13 protein-coding genes are annotated in these 14123 nt (G+C 68.1%); 8 read left to right on the forward strand and 5 right to left on the reverse strand.

Going from position 1 to position 14123, the window contains the following annotated elements:
- Positions 1-5: 5 nt before the first annotated feature.
- Positions 6-758, reverse strand: coding sequence for an alpha/beta fold hydrolase (locus F5X71_RS23905; protein ID WP_167464047.1), 753 nt, complete (start codon positions 756-758; stop codon positions 6-8).
- A gap of 104 nt (positions 759-862) precedes the next feature.
- On the opposite strand from F5X71_RS23905, the gene F5X71_RS23910 reads away from it, so the two are divergent.
- The 3 genes from F5X71_RS23910 (at position 863) to F5X71_RS23920 (ending at position 3168) form a co-directional block, all read left to right on the forward strand.
- Positions 863-1750 (forward strand): ABC transporter ATP-binding protein, encoded by an 888-nt coding sequence (locus F5X71_RS23910; RefSeq protein ID WP_167464048.1) that lies wholly within the window; start codon positions 863-865, stop codon positions 1748-1750.
- 33 nt (positions 1751-1783) lie between these two features.
- On the forward strand, positions 1784-2551 hold the full coding sequence (locus tag F5X71_RS23915; protein ID WP_167464049.1) for an ABC transporter permease subunit: 768 nt from the start codon (positions 1784-1786) through the stop codon (positions 2549-2551).
- A 137-nt stretch (positions 2552-2688) separates the two neighbouring features.
- Positions 2689-3168, forward strand: a complete 480-nt coding sequence (locus F5X71_RS23920; protein ID WP_167464050.1) for a GbsR/MarR family transcriptional regulator — start codon at positions 2689-2691, stop codon at positions 3166-3168.
- 5 nt (positions 3169-3173) lie between these two features.
- Here the strand turns inward: F5X71_RS23920 and F5X71_RS23925 are convergent, their stop codons facing one another.
- Entirely contained in the window at positions 3174-3968 is a 795-nt protein-coding gene (locus F5X71_RS23925; protein ID WP_167464051.1) for a tyrosine-protein phosphatase, read from the reverse strand.
- A gap of 84 nt (positions 3969-4052) precedes the next feature.
- Positions 4053-5069 (reverse strand): cell division protein ZapE, encoded by a 1017-nt coding sequence (gene zapE / locus F5X71_RS23930; RefSeq protein ID WP_167464052.1) that lies wholly within the window; start codon positions 5067-5069, stop codon positions 4053-4055.
- Positions 5070-5105: 36 nt separating this feature from the next.
- Between zapE and F5X71_RS23935 the strand changes: the two genes are divergently transcribed.
- From F5X71_RS23935 to msrB, 4 genes are all read left to right on the forward strand, one after another.
- The gene (locus F5X71_RS23935; RefSeq protein ID WP_167464053.1) at positions 5106-5867 is read left to right on the forward strand and encodes a pyrimidine reductase family protein; all 762 of its coding nucleotides are present in this window, start codon (positions 5106-5108) and stop codon (positions 5865-5867) included.
- Between the two features lie 68 nt (positions 5868-5935).
- Positions 5936-7492, forward strand: a complete 1557-nt coding sequence (locus F5X71_RS23940) for an alpha/beta hydrolase (RefSeq protein WP_167464054.1) — start codon at positions 5936-5938, stop codon at positions 7490-7492.
- A gap of 82 nt (positions 7493-7574) precedes the next feature.
- Complete coding sequence (locus tag F5X71_RS23945; RefSeq protein ID WP_194250726.1) at positions 7575-8879, forward strand: glycosyltransferase family 87 protein; 1305 nt, start codon at positions 7575-7577, stop codon at positions 8877-8879.
- Positions 8879-9322, forward strand: a complete 444-nt coding sequence (msrB, locus tag F5X71_RS23950; protein ID WP_167464056.1) for a peptide-methionine (R)-S-oxide reductase MsrB — start codon at positions 8879-8881, stop codon at positions 9320-9322. Before F5X71_RS23945 ends, msrB begins: the two co-directional genes overlap by 1 nt.
- A 227-nt stretch (positions 9323-9549) precedes the next feature.
- On the opposite strand, the gene hemQ is transcribed toward msrB, so the two are convergent.
- Positions 9550-10245 carry a hydrogen peroxide-dependent heme synthase gene (hemQ, locus tag F5X71_RS23955; protein WP_167464057.1) on the reverse strand — a complete coding sequence of 232 codons (696 nt, stop codon included), beginning with the start codon at positions 10243-10245 and terminating at the stop codon, positions 9550-9552.
- A 74-nt stretch (positions 10246-10319) separates the two neighbouring features.
- Positions 10320-11663: a protoporphyrinogen oxidase gene (locus F5X71_RS23960; protein WP_167464058.1), complete on the reverse strand. Its 1344-nt coding sequence runs from the start codon at positions 11661-11663 to the stop codon at positions 10320-10322.
- Positions 11664-12137: 474 nt separating this feature from the next.
- Here F5X71_RS23960 and gyrB point away from each other — a divergent pair, with 474 nt between their 5' ends.
- The gene (gyrB, locus tag F5X71_RS23965) at positions 12138-14114 is read left to right on the forward strand and encodes a DNA topoisomerase (ATP-hydrolyzing) subunit B (protein WP_167464059.1); all 1977 of its coding nucleotides are present in this window, start codon (positions 12138-12140) and stop codon (positions 14112-14114) included.
- Positions 14115-14123 lie beyond the last annotated feature (9 nt).

Here is a 14123-nt window from a genome sequence, read left to right on the forward strand (position 1 = left end):
GCGACTCAGCGCACGAATTCGGTCAGCGCGGCATGGAATTCGGGCGCGACCACGGCCAGCAGGTGATCACCCGGCACCAGCGCGAGCGTGCCGTCGGGTAGCGCCGCGGCCAACCGGGCGGGTTCGGCGGCGAACGGATCGTTGTCGCCGGCCAGCACCAGCGTCGGCACTTTCACCTCGGACAATCCGTCGATCGGCCGGGAATCCAATCCGGTCGCCAGCGCCGTGATCGCGGCCCGGTCGGCGTGCACCGCGTCGGCGAGGATACGGAACATCATCGCCAGGTGCGGCACGTCGGCGGCGTCCTCCCCCATCGCGGCCTGCAGATCGGTCAGTTCGACCACCCGGCGGTCGACACCGCCGCAGTCGAGCACGCCCGAGCCGACCCCGCCGATGGCGAGCCGCTCGACCCGCTCGTCGGCCGCGGCGGCCAGCAGCGAGATGATCGCGCCCATCGAATAGCCCACCTGCACAACCCGATCGAAGCCCAGCTCGTCGTACAGCGCGCTGAGGTCCTTGGCCATGAAATCCCAGGTGTAGCGCGCCGGATCATGCGGCTTCTCGGAGCGCCCGTGCCCGCGCGCGTCCAGCGAGACCACGGTGCGGCCCTCGGCCTGCAGCGCGCGGACGACGCCGGTGCTCATCCAGTTCGCGTTGGTGTCGGCGACCACCCCGTGCTGCAACACAACGGGAACACCCGCGCCCTCCCAAACCCGATAGTTGAGTTCCAGGCCGTCCCACGTCTTGAACTTCGTCATGACCCCGGATCGTAACCGCCGGTACCGGGTTGACAAGTTTTGCAAGTTCAGTATCTACTGAACGCATCGTTCCTTGCAGAACATCCAGTACTCAGGAGTGCTTCATGACAGCCGCGATTCGCACCGAGGGTTTGACCAAGCACTACGGCAAGCACGTCGCCCTGGCCGGCCTAGACCTGGAGGTACAGGCCGGTGAGGTGTTCGGCTTCCTCGGGCCCAACGGCGCGGGCAAGTCCACCACCATCCGCATCCTGCTCGATCTGATCCGGCCGACCGCGGGCCGCGCCGAGGTGTTCGGCGTCGACCCGCGCGAGGGCGGAGCGCGGCTACGCAAGCGGATCGGCTACCTCCCTGGCGAACTGGCACTGGAGGGCCGCAACACCGCGCGCGAGCTGCTCGGCTTCCTCGCCGACCAGCGCGCCGGCGCCGTGCCCGCCCGCCGGATCGCCGAACTCGCCGAGCTGCTCGACCTCGATCTGTCCAAGAAGGTCGGCGCCATGTCCAAGGGCAACAAGCAGAAGGTCGGCATCGTCGCCGCGTTCATGCACCGGCCCGATCTGCTGATCCTCGACGAACCGACCTCCGGCCTGGATCCCCTGTTGCAGCAACGGTTTCTGGACCTGGTCACCGCGGCGAAGGCGGACGGGCAGACCGTGTTCATGTCCTCGCACGTGCTCAGCGAGGTTCAGCAGTGCGCCGACCACGCCGTGATCATGCGCGCGGGCACCCTGCTCGGCACCGAGAACGTCGACGAATTGCGCCGCCGCTCACCGCGTTCGGTCGAGCTGGTGTTCGGCGCGGACGTCTTCGCCGACGATTTCGCGAGCCTGCCCGGCGTCCGGGACCTGGCCATCGACGGACGCACGCTGCACTGCACCACCGAGGGCGAGGTGGACGGGCTGTTCAAGGTGGCGGCCAAGTACCCGCTGGTGAGCGTGCTCTCGACCGAGCCCGACCTGGAGCAGATCTTCTTCAGCCTCTACGGCCGCTGACTCGAACCCCCTTACCGCACAGGAGAATTCGTTATGACTCGCTCGGTCTTCACGCAGACGCTGAAGGAACAGCGCCGCGGCCTCATCGGCTGGTCGCTCGGTATCGCGCTGGTGCCGCTGCTCTATCTGCCCTCGTTCAACTCGCTCAAAGAGCAGGGCTCGCTGAACAACATCAAGCAGAACCGGGTCTACGACGCGCTCGGAGCGGGCGATTTCGCCAGTGCCACCGGCTTTCTGCACTCGATGATCTACTCGATGATCGGCCTGCTGCTCATGGTGATCTTCGCGGTGACCTTCGCCGCCCGCTCGGTCACCCAGGAGGAGAACGGCACGCTGGATCTGCTGCTGGCCCAGCCGATCAGCCGGGTCCGACTGCTGAGCCAGCGCTTCGCCGCGCTGACGGCGCAGCTCACGTTGCTGACGATCATTCTCGCGCTGAGCGTGATCGGCGGCACGCGCGCCGGGAAGATGGTGGTGCCCACCGGGCAGATCCTCGCGGCCAGCGTGGCCCTCGGACTGCTCGCACTCGCCATCGGCACACTCGCGCTGCTGGCCGGGGCGCTCACCGGAAAGCGTTCGCTGGCACTGGGTTCGGTTTCGGTGCTCGCGCTCGGCGGCTACTTCGCCAACACCCTCGGCGCGGACTGGCTGCGCAGGCTGTCGCCGTTCTACTACGCGGTCGGCGAGAAACCGGTGGTCAGCGGCTGGAACGCGATCCATCTGAGCGTGCTGATCGCGGTGGCCGCGGTCGCGATGGTCCTCGCGCTGGCCGCGTTCGACCGGCGCGACCTCGCGGTCTGACCGAGCGAGACGGGGGCGGGCACCGCCCGCCCCGTGCACCTGTCCGCGTGACCCCGAAGGGATACTCGAGCCGTGAGTGAAAGCAAGAACCGAACCGGGCGGGCCCGGCACACCGCCGAGCCGAGCGAGGCGCGGCCGTGAGCTCCGCCGACACCGCGCCGACCCCGGAACAATTGGCCTTCGTCGAGGACTTCGCGATCGTGCTCGAACGCATGGGCCTGGTCCGGATGACCGGACGCGCGGCGGGGTGGCTGCTCGTGTCGAATCCGCCGGAGCAGACCTTCGGCCAGATCGCCGACGCGCTGCAGGCCTCCAAGGGCTCGATCTCCGGCGCGCTGAAGATCCTGGTCACCATGCGCTGGGTGGACAAGATCTCCAAGCCCGGCGATCGCAAGGACTACTACGCGATCCGCGCGGGGATCCTGCCCGAACTCACCCGCCAGCAGAGCGGCATGTACAGCGACCTCACCGCGATGACCGCCCGCGGGCTCGCGCTGTTCGACGATCCCGACGGGGAGCAGGCCGCCCGGGTGCGCGACATGCACGAGTTCTTCATTTGGATGGGCAAGGAACTGCCCGCGCTGATCGACCGCTGGTACGCCGAGCACCGATCCTGAATGTCTCAGGCGAGCAGGGCGTCCCGCAGCGCGGCGATCTCGTCGGCGGACAGGCCCAATCCGTCGCGCACGTAGTTGTCGAAGCTGCCGTAGGTCTGGTTCGCCTGATCGAATGCCGCGTCCAGCCAAGGCTGTTGGACGCCGTTGAGCGGATCGTCCTGGCTCGCGCCACGGAACTGGTTGGACAGCAGGTAATCCTGGTTCACTGTGGCGCGGTCGACACCGAGCAGGGTGAGCAGCACGGCGGCGGTCCAGCCGGTGCGATCCTTGCCCGCGGTGCAGTGGAACAGCACCGCCTTGCCGTCGGCGGCGATGATGTCGCGCAGCACCGAGGCGACCGCGGTGTTCGCGCCGGGAGCGGTGATGAACGCGCGGTAGAGGCTGTCACCGCCGGTGAGGGTGCTCGCCAGCACCTGCGGTGGCGCCTGACCGATGACGTCGTCCCAGTTCGCGACCGCGCCCGCGGGCACCTTGTCCGGCCCGACCGCGCGCTCGTAGACCGTGCGCAGGTCGTCGACGACACCCACTTTGCGATCGGCCAGGACCGCGAGGTCGTCCGGTGTCGCGTTGTTGAGCTGGCCGGTGCGATAGACCAGACCGGTGCGCACCGACTTGCCGTCGACCGTGCGATAGCCGCCGAGGTCGCGGGCGTTCTGTACACCCTGCAACGGCAGCGCACGATCGAAGGTCACCGCCGCTGCGGCGGGCGGGTCGGCGAGCGCGACACCGCCCACCGGGCCGAACGCGATGGCCAGACCGGCGGCGAGGGCGATCGGGGCGCGCATCGAGCGCTGGGTCATGCGAGTGCTCCCATCCGTGGTTCGAGCTCCCCCACCGACCCAGCAAACCAACTGAAACATCAGCCGGTCACACTGGGGTCGGGTTTACGCCGGAACCTCGAAGCGAGACAGAGCCAGCAGCCGGGAGATGGCACGCAGGTACTTCTTGCGATAACCGCCGTCGAGCATCTCCTGAGAGAAGATCTCGTCGAGCTTGGCACCGGACACCGTGACGGGCACACTCGCGTCGTACAGGCGGTCGGCGAGCACCACGATGCGCAGCGCGACGGCTTGATCGGTCACCGGGTGCACGTTCGAGATGAACACCGAGGAGACGCCGGCGATCAACTCACCGTACTTCGACGGGTGCAGTGTGCTCAGATGCTTCAGCAACGCGTCGAACTCGTCGAGCGTGGAATGCTTTGCCGCGGCGGCCCGTTCGACCAGCGCCTCGGGCGAGGTCGGGTCGGGGGCGGGCGGCAGGTCGCGGTGCCGGTAGTCCGGGCCGTCGACCCGCACGGGCTCGAAGATCGAGCCGAGCTTCTTGATCTCGCGCAGGAAGTCCTGGGCGGCGAAACGCCCCTCACCCAGCTGGCCCGGCAGCGTGTTGGAGGTCGCCGCGATCGAGACGCCCTGCGCGGACAGCTCGGTGAGCAGCCGCGAGACGAGCATGGTGTCGCCGGGATCGTCGAGCTCGAACTCATCGATGCACAGCACGCTGTTCGCCGACAGCCGCTGCACCGCGTTGGTGAAGCCCAGCGCACCGACCAGGTTGGTGAGCTCGCCGAAGGTGCCGAACGACTTCGGCGCGGGTGCACTGTGGAAGATCGAGGCGAGCAGGTGGGTCTTGCCGACACCGAAGCCGCCGTCGAGGTAGAGACCCGCTCCGGAAACCGGCTTCTTCTTGCCGAACAGGCTCTTCTTGTTCCCGGCCTTGTGGATCTTGGCGACCTCCCCCGCGAACTCCTCGGCCTTGCGGACCGCGGCGGCCTGGCTCGGTTCCTTGGGGTCGGGAATGTAGGAGGCGAAGCTGACCTCATCGAACATGGGCGGCGGCACCATCTGGGCGACGAGCTGGTCGGCCGGAACCTCCGGGTGGCGGTCGACGAGGCGTTCTTGCATACGCGAGAGCCTAGTGACGTGGTGTGATCTATCTTCATGCAGCGTAGCCACAATGCGATCCAGCTCACAGACCTGAACCCGGGCGATCTCGCGCGGCTGTACGCCTACCCCGAGAACCTGTCCGCGCCATGGGTGCGCGCCAATTTCGTGGCGAGCATCGACGGCGCAGCTACCAGCGACGGCCAGTCGGAGGGACTCGGCACGCCCGCCGACAAGACCGTGTTCCTGATGCTGCGCGAACTTGCCGATGTCGTGCTGGTCGGCGCGGGCACGGTCCGTTCGGAGAACTACGGCGGCGCGCGGACCGATCCGCAGGTGCGGCGGACGCTGCACCAGCGTGGCGCGGGCGGACATCCGGACGGCGCGGCGCCACCGATCGCGGTGGTCACCGCGAGCGCGGCGATCGACGTCGGCGCCCGGCTGCTCACCGATACGACGGTCCCGCCGTTGATCATCACCACCGCCACCGCGCCCGCCGAGCGCAAACAGCAACTCGCCGACGCGGGCGCGGAGGTGATCGAGGCGGGCGATCTCGCCGTCACGCCCAACGGCCTGTTACGCGTGCTGGCCGAACGCGGGCTCTACCGCGTGCTGTGCGAGGGCGGACCGCATCTGTTCGGCGAACTGCTCACCGCCGACGTGGTCGACGACCTGTGCCTGACCACCGCCCCGATCCTGGTCGGCGGCACCGCACGGCGGATCTCGTTGTCCGCACACGAGTTCCATCGGCGGATGCGCCGCGCGCACCTGCTGCTCGACGACGACGGCACGATGCTGACCCGCTGGATCCGGCAATAGCCGCGCCGGCGCGGCCCGTCGACCCCTGCTTTGTGAAAGACCGGCCCGAACCTGGCAGGCTGTAGCGCATGCGCTGGACTCGGGCCGTCGTGCTGGCCGCGACACTCTCGACAGTTATCGCCGGATGCGGGGCGGGGCCCTCCGACCGTCCCGGCGTTGCCGTCGAGCGCCAGCGGGTCGGCGGCGCGGCTACCACCTCGCCCGCCCCGCCCCCGCCGCCGAGCGCCGAACTGCCGAAATCCGATCTGTCCTGGCGTGAATGCACCAAGCCGACCCTCGACCTGCTCGGCTTCGGGCCAGCCCCGGCGGGCCTGGTACTCGACTGCGCCGAGTTCACCACGCCGATCGATGCGGCGGGCTCGGTGAGCGGCAAGTTCCGGACCGCCGCCATTCGCGCCAAACTGCCGCAGACCCCCGCCGACGTGGCCCCGCTGGTCCTCACCTCCGGCTCGGACCGGTCCTCGACGGCCACCCTCGCGGGTCTGGCCACCGGGCCGGCGAGCGCACTGCTGGCCGCGCGGCCGATCGTCGCGGTGGACCGCCGCGGCATCGGCAGCTCGCTGCCGATCGACTGCCTGCCCGCCGAGATCCGCAAGGGCATGGCCGACAACGCCCAATTCGGGCCGGGCGCAGCCGATCCGGTCGAGGCGATGATCGAGTACAGCCAGGACGGCACCATCGCCTGCCGCGACTTCCTGCAGCCCTCCGAGGGCACCTTCGACGCACCTCACGCCGCCGACGACATCGAGCAGCTGCGCAGGGTGTGGCAGGTCGAGCACATCGCGCTGCTCGGCACCGGCAACGGAGCGAAGGTCGCGCTGAGCTACGCCCGCAAGTACGGCGATCACCTGGCCCGGCTCGTGCTCGACTCCCCCGAGGCCGTCGCCGTCGACGCCACCACCCGCGCCGAACAGCAATTGACGGGCGCCGAAGCCGCGTTGACCGCGTTCGCCCAGCGCTGCACCGGACTCGGCTGTTCGCTCGGCGCCGATCCGCGCGCCGCGATCACCGAACTGGTGAACCGCGCCGGTTCCGGTCAGCTGGGCGATATCTCGGCCAACGCGCTGCTCACCGCGGTGTCGGGATTCCTCGGCGGACCGCGCGCCGACCAGGCCGACCGGGTCGGTGAACTCGCCGACGCGCTGTCGGCGGCCGGGCGCGGCGATCGCGCCGCGCTCGCCACCCTGATCCAGCGAGAATCCGCGGCGATCAGCAGCGACGGCCAATTCGTGAACCGCTGCACCGACATTCAGCAGCCGCCCACACCCGTCAGGGCCAAGGAACTGATGGGCGAGTGGGCGAGCAAGTATCCGGTGTTCGGTCGCGCGAAGGCGATCTCGCTGATGGGCTGCGCGGCCTGGCCGGTGTCGAACACGCCGCAGCTGCCCGAGAAGCTCGACCTGCCGGTGCTGCTGCTCGGCGGCATCGCCGATCCGGTGGTCGGCAACGCCGGGCAGGCCTCGGTCGCCGGTGCACTCGGCAAAGCGGGCGCCAGGCAGGCCGGACTCACCTGGCAGGGCTTCGGTCATCCGGTGACCAATCATTCGACCTGTGCCCAGCGCATCCTGGTCGACTACCTGAAAGACGCGAAGCTGCCCGCCGACGGCACCGCCTGCCCGGCCTGATCGAGCGTCGATCAGCGCCTCTAGCGGCGCGTCGAGGAGGTCCGGGCAACCGGATCGACGGGATCCGGTGTACCGTGCCCCAGTGTTACTTCGACAGCTCGAGCCCCGCACCGCTCGCACCACCGCCGAGGTGATCAAGTTCGCACTCTGGCCCATCGCGGTCATGACCGTGCTGAACCGGGTTTTCATCAAGGCTGTCAACGGATACATCACCGATGACTTCCGTCCGGTCTACCAGGCATCACTGGACTTCCTGAACCGGCGGCCGGTCTACTGGGCGAACTTCGACTGGGTCGATCCGCACTACCTGTACTACCCGAGCGGCACGCTGCTGATCGCGCCCGTGGCATGGGTACACGACTACGAGAAGGCGCGCTGGCTGTTCATCCTGGTGAACGTCATCGCGATCCTGCTCGCCTGGTATCTGCTGCTGCGGCTGTTCCGCTTCACGGTGGGTTCGGTCGTCGCGCCGGTGTTGCTGCTGGCGATGTTCATGTCCGAGACCGTCACCAACACACTGGTCTTCACCAACGTCAACGGCTGCATCCTCGCCGCCGAGCTGATCTTCCTGCACCTGCTGCTCAAGCGTCGCGATCTGTGGGCCGGTGCGGCCCTCGGCTTGAGTCTCGCGGTGAAACCGACACTGATACCGCTGCTGCTCATCGCTCTCGTACGCGGTCAGTGGAAGGTCTTCCTCACCGCCCTCGGCGTGCCTGCCGCGTTGATGGCGATCGCCTGGCCGCTCTCGCAGGACCCGGAGAAGTTCTTCACCCACACCGCGCCCTACCTTTTCGAGACGCGCGACTACTTCAACAGCGCGATCGCGGGCAACGGTGAGTACTACGGCCTGCCGCCGTGGCTGATCTGGGGCATGCGCCTCGGCATGGGCGTGCTCGTCGCCATCTCGCTGTGGCTGCTCTACCGGTACTACCGCGAAGACGAACTGTTCTTCGTGTGCACCTCGTCCGGTGTGCTGCTCACCGCGATGTTCCTGCTGCCCTCGCTGGGCCAGATGTACTACTCGATGATGCTGTTCCCGTTCCTGATGACCGTGGTGCTGCGCAATTCGGTGCTGCGCAACTGGCCCGCCTGGCTCGCGGTCTTCGGGTTCATGAGCTACGACAAGTGGCTCTCGGACCGGCCCGGCTGGCAGCACTGGGGTCGCGATCTCGAGTACCTGCGCATCACCTTCGGCTGGGGTCTGCTGCTGCTCGTCGTGTTCTGCGTGCTCGGCGAGCGGTACCTGTCCGCGCGGCGCGAAGGACGGCTGCAGTTCGGCATCGACCCGACCTGGATCAAGCCGGTGCCCGGCACGGCGAAATCCGCGGCGCCCAGCTCGTCCAACGGCGCGGCGACAGCTGTCGCCAAACCTATTAGCGTGGAGTGATGAGTTCCGAAGCCGACACCTCCCTGCCCGCACCGCGGATCCAGCTGACGCCGCAGCAATGGCGGTCGAAGCTGAGCCCCGAGGAGTACGCGGTACTGCGCGAGGCCGCGACCGAACGCCCCTTCGTCGGTGAGTACACCGACACCAAAACCGAAGGCGTGTACCAGTGCCGGGCCTGCGGTGCCGAATTGTTCCGCAGCACCGAGAAATTCGACTCGCACTGCGGCTGGCCCTCGTTCTTCGACCCCGCCGAATCCGACGCGGTGATCCTGAAAGCCGACGACACCCTCGGCATGCACCGCGTCGAAGTCCTCTGCGCCACCTGCCACAGCCACCTCGGCCACGTCTTCGAAGGCGAGGGCTACAACACCCCCACCGACAAGCGCTACTGCATCAACTCGATCTCACTGCGGTTACAGCCCACTGAGGCTCCTGCCGACTGAGTCGACCCTGGTCTCGAACTGCCAGCGGGTTCGGTGGCTACAGTTCAGCGTGCTCGAAGGTGGGCCGATGGGTTGTGCTGGGATGCTGCTTCGGGGTGTAGGCGGCGGTCGGCGCCGCCGCACAACACTTGGTGTGCAACGTTGTTCGTAGTCCAGGTCGTGACCCCGACCTTGCGGGCGTTACGAGGCGAATCGTTGTCGTCACGCCCGCGGGTCTGCCGGGACTCCTACGGCAGTGCGGTGATGAGCTTTTCGAGTTCGACGCGGGGGCCGGTGAAGAAGGGGACCTCTTCGCGGACGTGCAGGCGGGCCTCGGTGGCGCGCAGGTCGCGCATCAGGTCGACGATGCGGTGCAGTTCGGGGGCCTCGAAGGCGAGGATCCACTCGTAGTCGCCGAGGGCGAACGAGCTGACCGTGTTGGCGCGCACGTCGGGGTAGCCGCGGGCGGCCTTGCCGTGGTCGGCGAGCATCTTGCGGCGCTCTTCGTCGGGCAGCAGGTACCACTCGTAGGAGCGGACGAACGGGTAGACGCAGATGTAGTTGCCCGGGTCCTCGCCGGCCAGGAAGGCGGGGACGTGGCTCTTGTTGAACTCGGCAGGGCGGTGCAGTGCCACGTTGCTCCACACGGGGGCGCTCGCGCGACCCAGTTCGGTGGTGCGGCGGAAGTCCGCGTACGCGGCCTGCAGGTCCTCGACCCGCTCGGCGTGCGTCCAGATCATGAAGTCCGCGTCGGCCCGCATGCCCGCCACGTCGTAGATGCCGCGGACCACGACCTCGCGGTCGGCCAAGCCCTCGAAGAACGCCCGCGCCTCTTTGATCGCCGCGGCCCGGTCGTCGCCGAGCACGCCCGGCTGCACCTGGAATACCGAGAACATCAGGTACCGGATCGTCGAATTGAGTGCTTGATAGTCCAGTCGCGCCATACCCCCCATCGTGCCACTCCCCCTCCCTCGCGCGGCGGTGCGGTAGCTCACTGCGCTTAGGCCGGGAAGCGCTGCTACACCGTGGCGGCGACGCGATGGGCGGCGGTGGTGCCGGAGGCGACGCAGGCGGGGACGCCGACGCCGTGCAGGTAGGCGCCGGCGAGGGCGAGGCCGTCGAGCGACGCCACGGCGGATTCGGCGGCGGCGACGCGCTCAGTGTGGCCGGGAGCGTATTGGGGTAGTCCGCCGCGCCAGCGTTGCACGGCGGCGTCGGTGGGCGCGATGACGGTGCCGGTGACGGTGCCCAGATCCGCCGCGGCGGTGGTGATCAGGTCGGTATCGGACCAGGACAAGGTGCTGTCGTCACCGAATTTGCCGAAGGAGACGCGCACCAGCGCGGTGTCGCGCTCGGCGAGATGCGTCCATTTGCGACTGGAGAGCGTGAAGGCCTTGGCGCGCAAGGGTTCCCCGGTCGCCACCAGAATCCCGGAATGCCGGGGCAGCTCGGCTTCCACCGGAAGCGCAAGGGCGACAACGACGGACGAGGACAACTCGATGCCCGCGAGCGCGGTCGCGGCGTCCGGCGCTACGGCGCCGAGCAGGCGCGCGGTCACCGGCGCGGGCGTGGCGAGCACGACGGCGTCGACCGCGCCGACCGGATCGACCACCCATCCGCGCAGGCCGCGCGCGAGCCGGGTCGCGGGCGTCGCCGTGACGAACTTCGCGCCGGATCGCGCCGCCAGCGCCTCCAACAGCACCCGGTATCCGTCCCGGATACCGCCGAACACCGGCGAATTGGACGGCGGCGGCAGCGCGACCGCGACGGCATGGGTGAGGCTGGGCGCGCCGTCGTCGAGGGCGGCGGCCAACGTGGGCAGCGCGGCCCGCACCCCGATCGAGCGGGAGCTGCCCGCGTAGACACCGCCGAGCAGCGGATCGACGCTGCGTTCGGCGACCTGCGCGCCGAAACGGTCGGCGATCAGTCGGTAGACGTCGATGTCGGCGCCCGGCTCCCAGACCAGCGGCCGTCGCGGTTCCGCGGCGATCCGGGCCAGGGTTTCCGCGTCGACAAGGCCGCGCATCGACTCGGCGTCCGACGGTATGCCCATCAGCGTTCGCTCGGGCAGCGGACGCGCCGCGCCGCCGGACCACAGCAGCGGCCGCAGCCCTGCGGGCGTCACGAGCTGGGTTTGCAAGCCGAGTTCGCGCAGCAGCTCCGGCACCTCGGGCCTGCGGCCGACGAACGCCTCGGCGCCGAGATCCAAAGGGCCCCCGGCGAGTTCGCCGGTGTAGAGGATGCCGCCGAGCCGTTCGGCCCGGTCGAGCACCAGGATCTCGGCCTCGGTGCCGAGCAGCACCCGCATCCGATACGCGGCGACCAAGCCGCTGATCCCGCCACCGACCACCGCGATCCTCATGCCTTCGACGCTATCCCCCGGCGTGGCCGCGTGTCCCACCGGTCCGCCGCGGCGCAGGCGGACTGTGCGCCGCGCACCGCGGACGCCCGCGCCGCGCACCGCGAGACCCGACCCACAAGGCCGAATTGCGGCATTTGTCCGATTTACTCGAACACCCTTCCGGCGTCCATGTGAGCGAATCTTATACCTGCTCACATGGGGAGGGTTGCAATCATGAGTTTTGAACCATCTAGAGCGCATCTAGGCATCTTTAATCGCCATCATAGATTCGTCGGGCCAGGTTCTGAGATTGCCTAACGGTATGATGGAGGTCGACAAGATTTTCTGGGCGCTTCCGGTGGGGCCGCGGCGTCCGGCTCGCAGACAGGTCTCTGTTCCCCGAAGAAGCCGTTGTGCCGCGTAGGCACACCGGGGGACCTTTTGCGCCCTGAGCCCGGCCCGCCGGATCCGGCATGTGAGGAGAGTTACCGACTCGTGGCTACCACCGACCGCTCCACCCCGTCGCGATCCGCCGAGGCGGCATCGGACACGCAGAGCTACAACGCGTCCAATATCACCGTGCTGGAGGGACTCGACGCGGTCCGCTTACGGCCGGGCATGTACATCGGGTCCACCGGCGAATCCGGCCTGCACCACCTGATCAAGGAGATCGTGGACAACTCCGTCGACGAGGCGATGGCAGGCTACGGCGACCGGATCGACGTCACGCTGCTGGCCGACGGCGGCGTCCAGGTGGCCGACAGCGGTCGGGCCATCCCGGTCGAGCTGCACGCGCTCGGCATTCCCACGGTCGAGGTGGTGATGACGCAACTGCACGCGGGCGGCAAGTTCGACTCCGACACCTATGAGTTCTCCGGCGGTCTGCACGGTGTCGGGCTCTCGGTGGTCAATGCCCTGTGCGCCAGAGTCGAATTGGAGATCGACCGGGACGGCTACCACTGGACCCAGACCTACATCGACGCGAAGCCCGACGCACTGGTCCGCGGCGCGGCGACCGAGCGCACCGGCACCACCACCCGATTCTGGGCCGACCCCAACATCTTCGAGACCACCACCTACAACTTCGACACGGTGGCGCGCCGCCTGCAGGAAACGGCGTTCCTGAACAAGGGACTCACCATCACCCTCACCGACGAGCGAGAGGTCGACAGTGCGGCGGAGAGTTCGCGATCGTTTCACTACCCCGGCGGTCTCGAGGACTTCGTCCGGCAACTCAACCGCACCAAACAGCCGATCCACCACTCGGTCATCGGGTTCACCAGCAATGGCAACGGCACCAGCGTCGAGGTCGCGATGCAGTGGAACTCCGGCTATTCGGAGTCGGTGCACTCGTTCGTCAACACGATCAACACCCACGACGGCGGCACCCACGAGGAGGGTTTCCGCGCGGCGCTGACCACGGTCGTCAACCGGTACGCCAGGGAAAAGAAGATCCTCAAGGAAAAGGACGTCAGCCTCACCGGTGACGACATCCGCGAGGGCCTGGCCGCGATCATCAGTGTGAAGGTCTCCGAGCCGCAGTTCGAGGGCCAGACCAAGACCAAGCTGGGCAATACCGAGATCCGCTCGCTGGTGCAGAAGGCGTGCAACGAGCACATCACGCACTGGTTCGAGGCCAATCCGGCCGACGCGAAAACCATTGTCACCAAAGCGATATCCTCGGCTCAGGCGCGGACCGCCGCCCGCAAGGCGCGAGAGTTGGTGCGCCGCAAGTCCGCATCCGATCTGGGCGGGCTACCTGGCAAGCTGGCGGACTGCCGCGCCAAGGACCCGGGGCGCTCCGAGATCTACATCGTGGAGGGCGATTCGGCGGGCGGCTCGGCCAAGTCCGGTCGCGACTCGATGTATCAGGCGATCCTGCCGTTGCGCGGCAAGATCATCAACGTCGAACGGACGCGCATCGACCGGGTGTTGAAGAACAACGAGGTCCAGTCGATCATCACCGCCTTCGGCACCGGTATTCACGACGAGTTCGACATCGCCAAGCTGCGGTATCACAAGATCGTGCTGATGGCCGACGCCGACGTCGACGGCCAGCACATCACCACCCTGCTGCTGACGCTGCTGTTCCGGTTCATGCGCCCCCTCATCGAGCGAGGGCACGTCTATCTGGCGCAGCCGCCGCTGTACAAGCTCAAGTGGCAACGGTCCGAACCGGAATTCGCCTACTCCGACCAGGAACGCGACGCACTGCTCGAAGACGGTCTCGCGGCGGGCAAGAAGATCAACAAGGACGACGGCGTGCAGCGCTACAAGGGTCTGGGCGAGATGAACGCCAAGGAGCTGTGGGAGACAACCATGGACCCGAGCACCCGCATCCTGCGCCGCGTCACGCTCGACGACGCCGCGGCCGCCGACGAGCTGTTCTCCATCCTGATGGGCGAGGACGTGGAAGCGCGCCGCACCTTCATCACCCGCAACGCGAAAGACGTGCGGTTCCTGGACCTTTGAGTCCCGCAG

Origin of the sequence: Nocardia brasiliensis (assembly GCF_011801125.1) — a bacterium.
Taxonomy (GTDB): Bacteria; Actinomycetota; Actinomycetes; order Mycobacteriales; family Mycobacteriaceae; genus Nocardia; species Nocardia brasiliensis_C.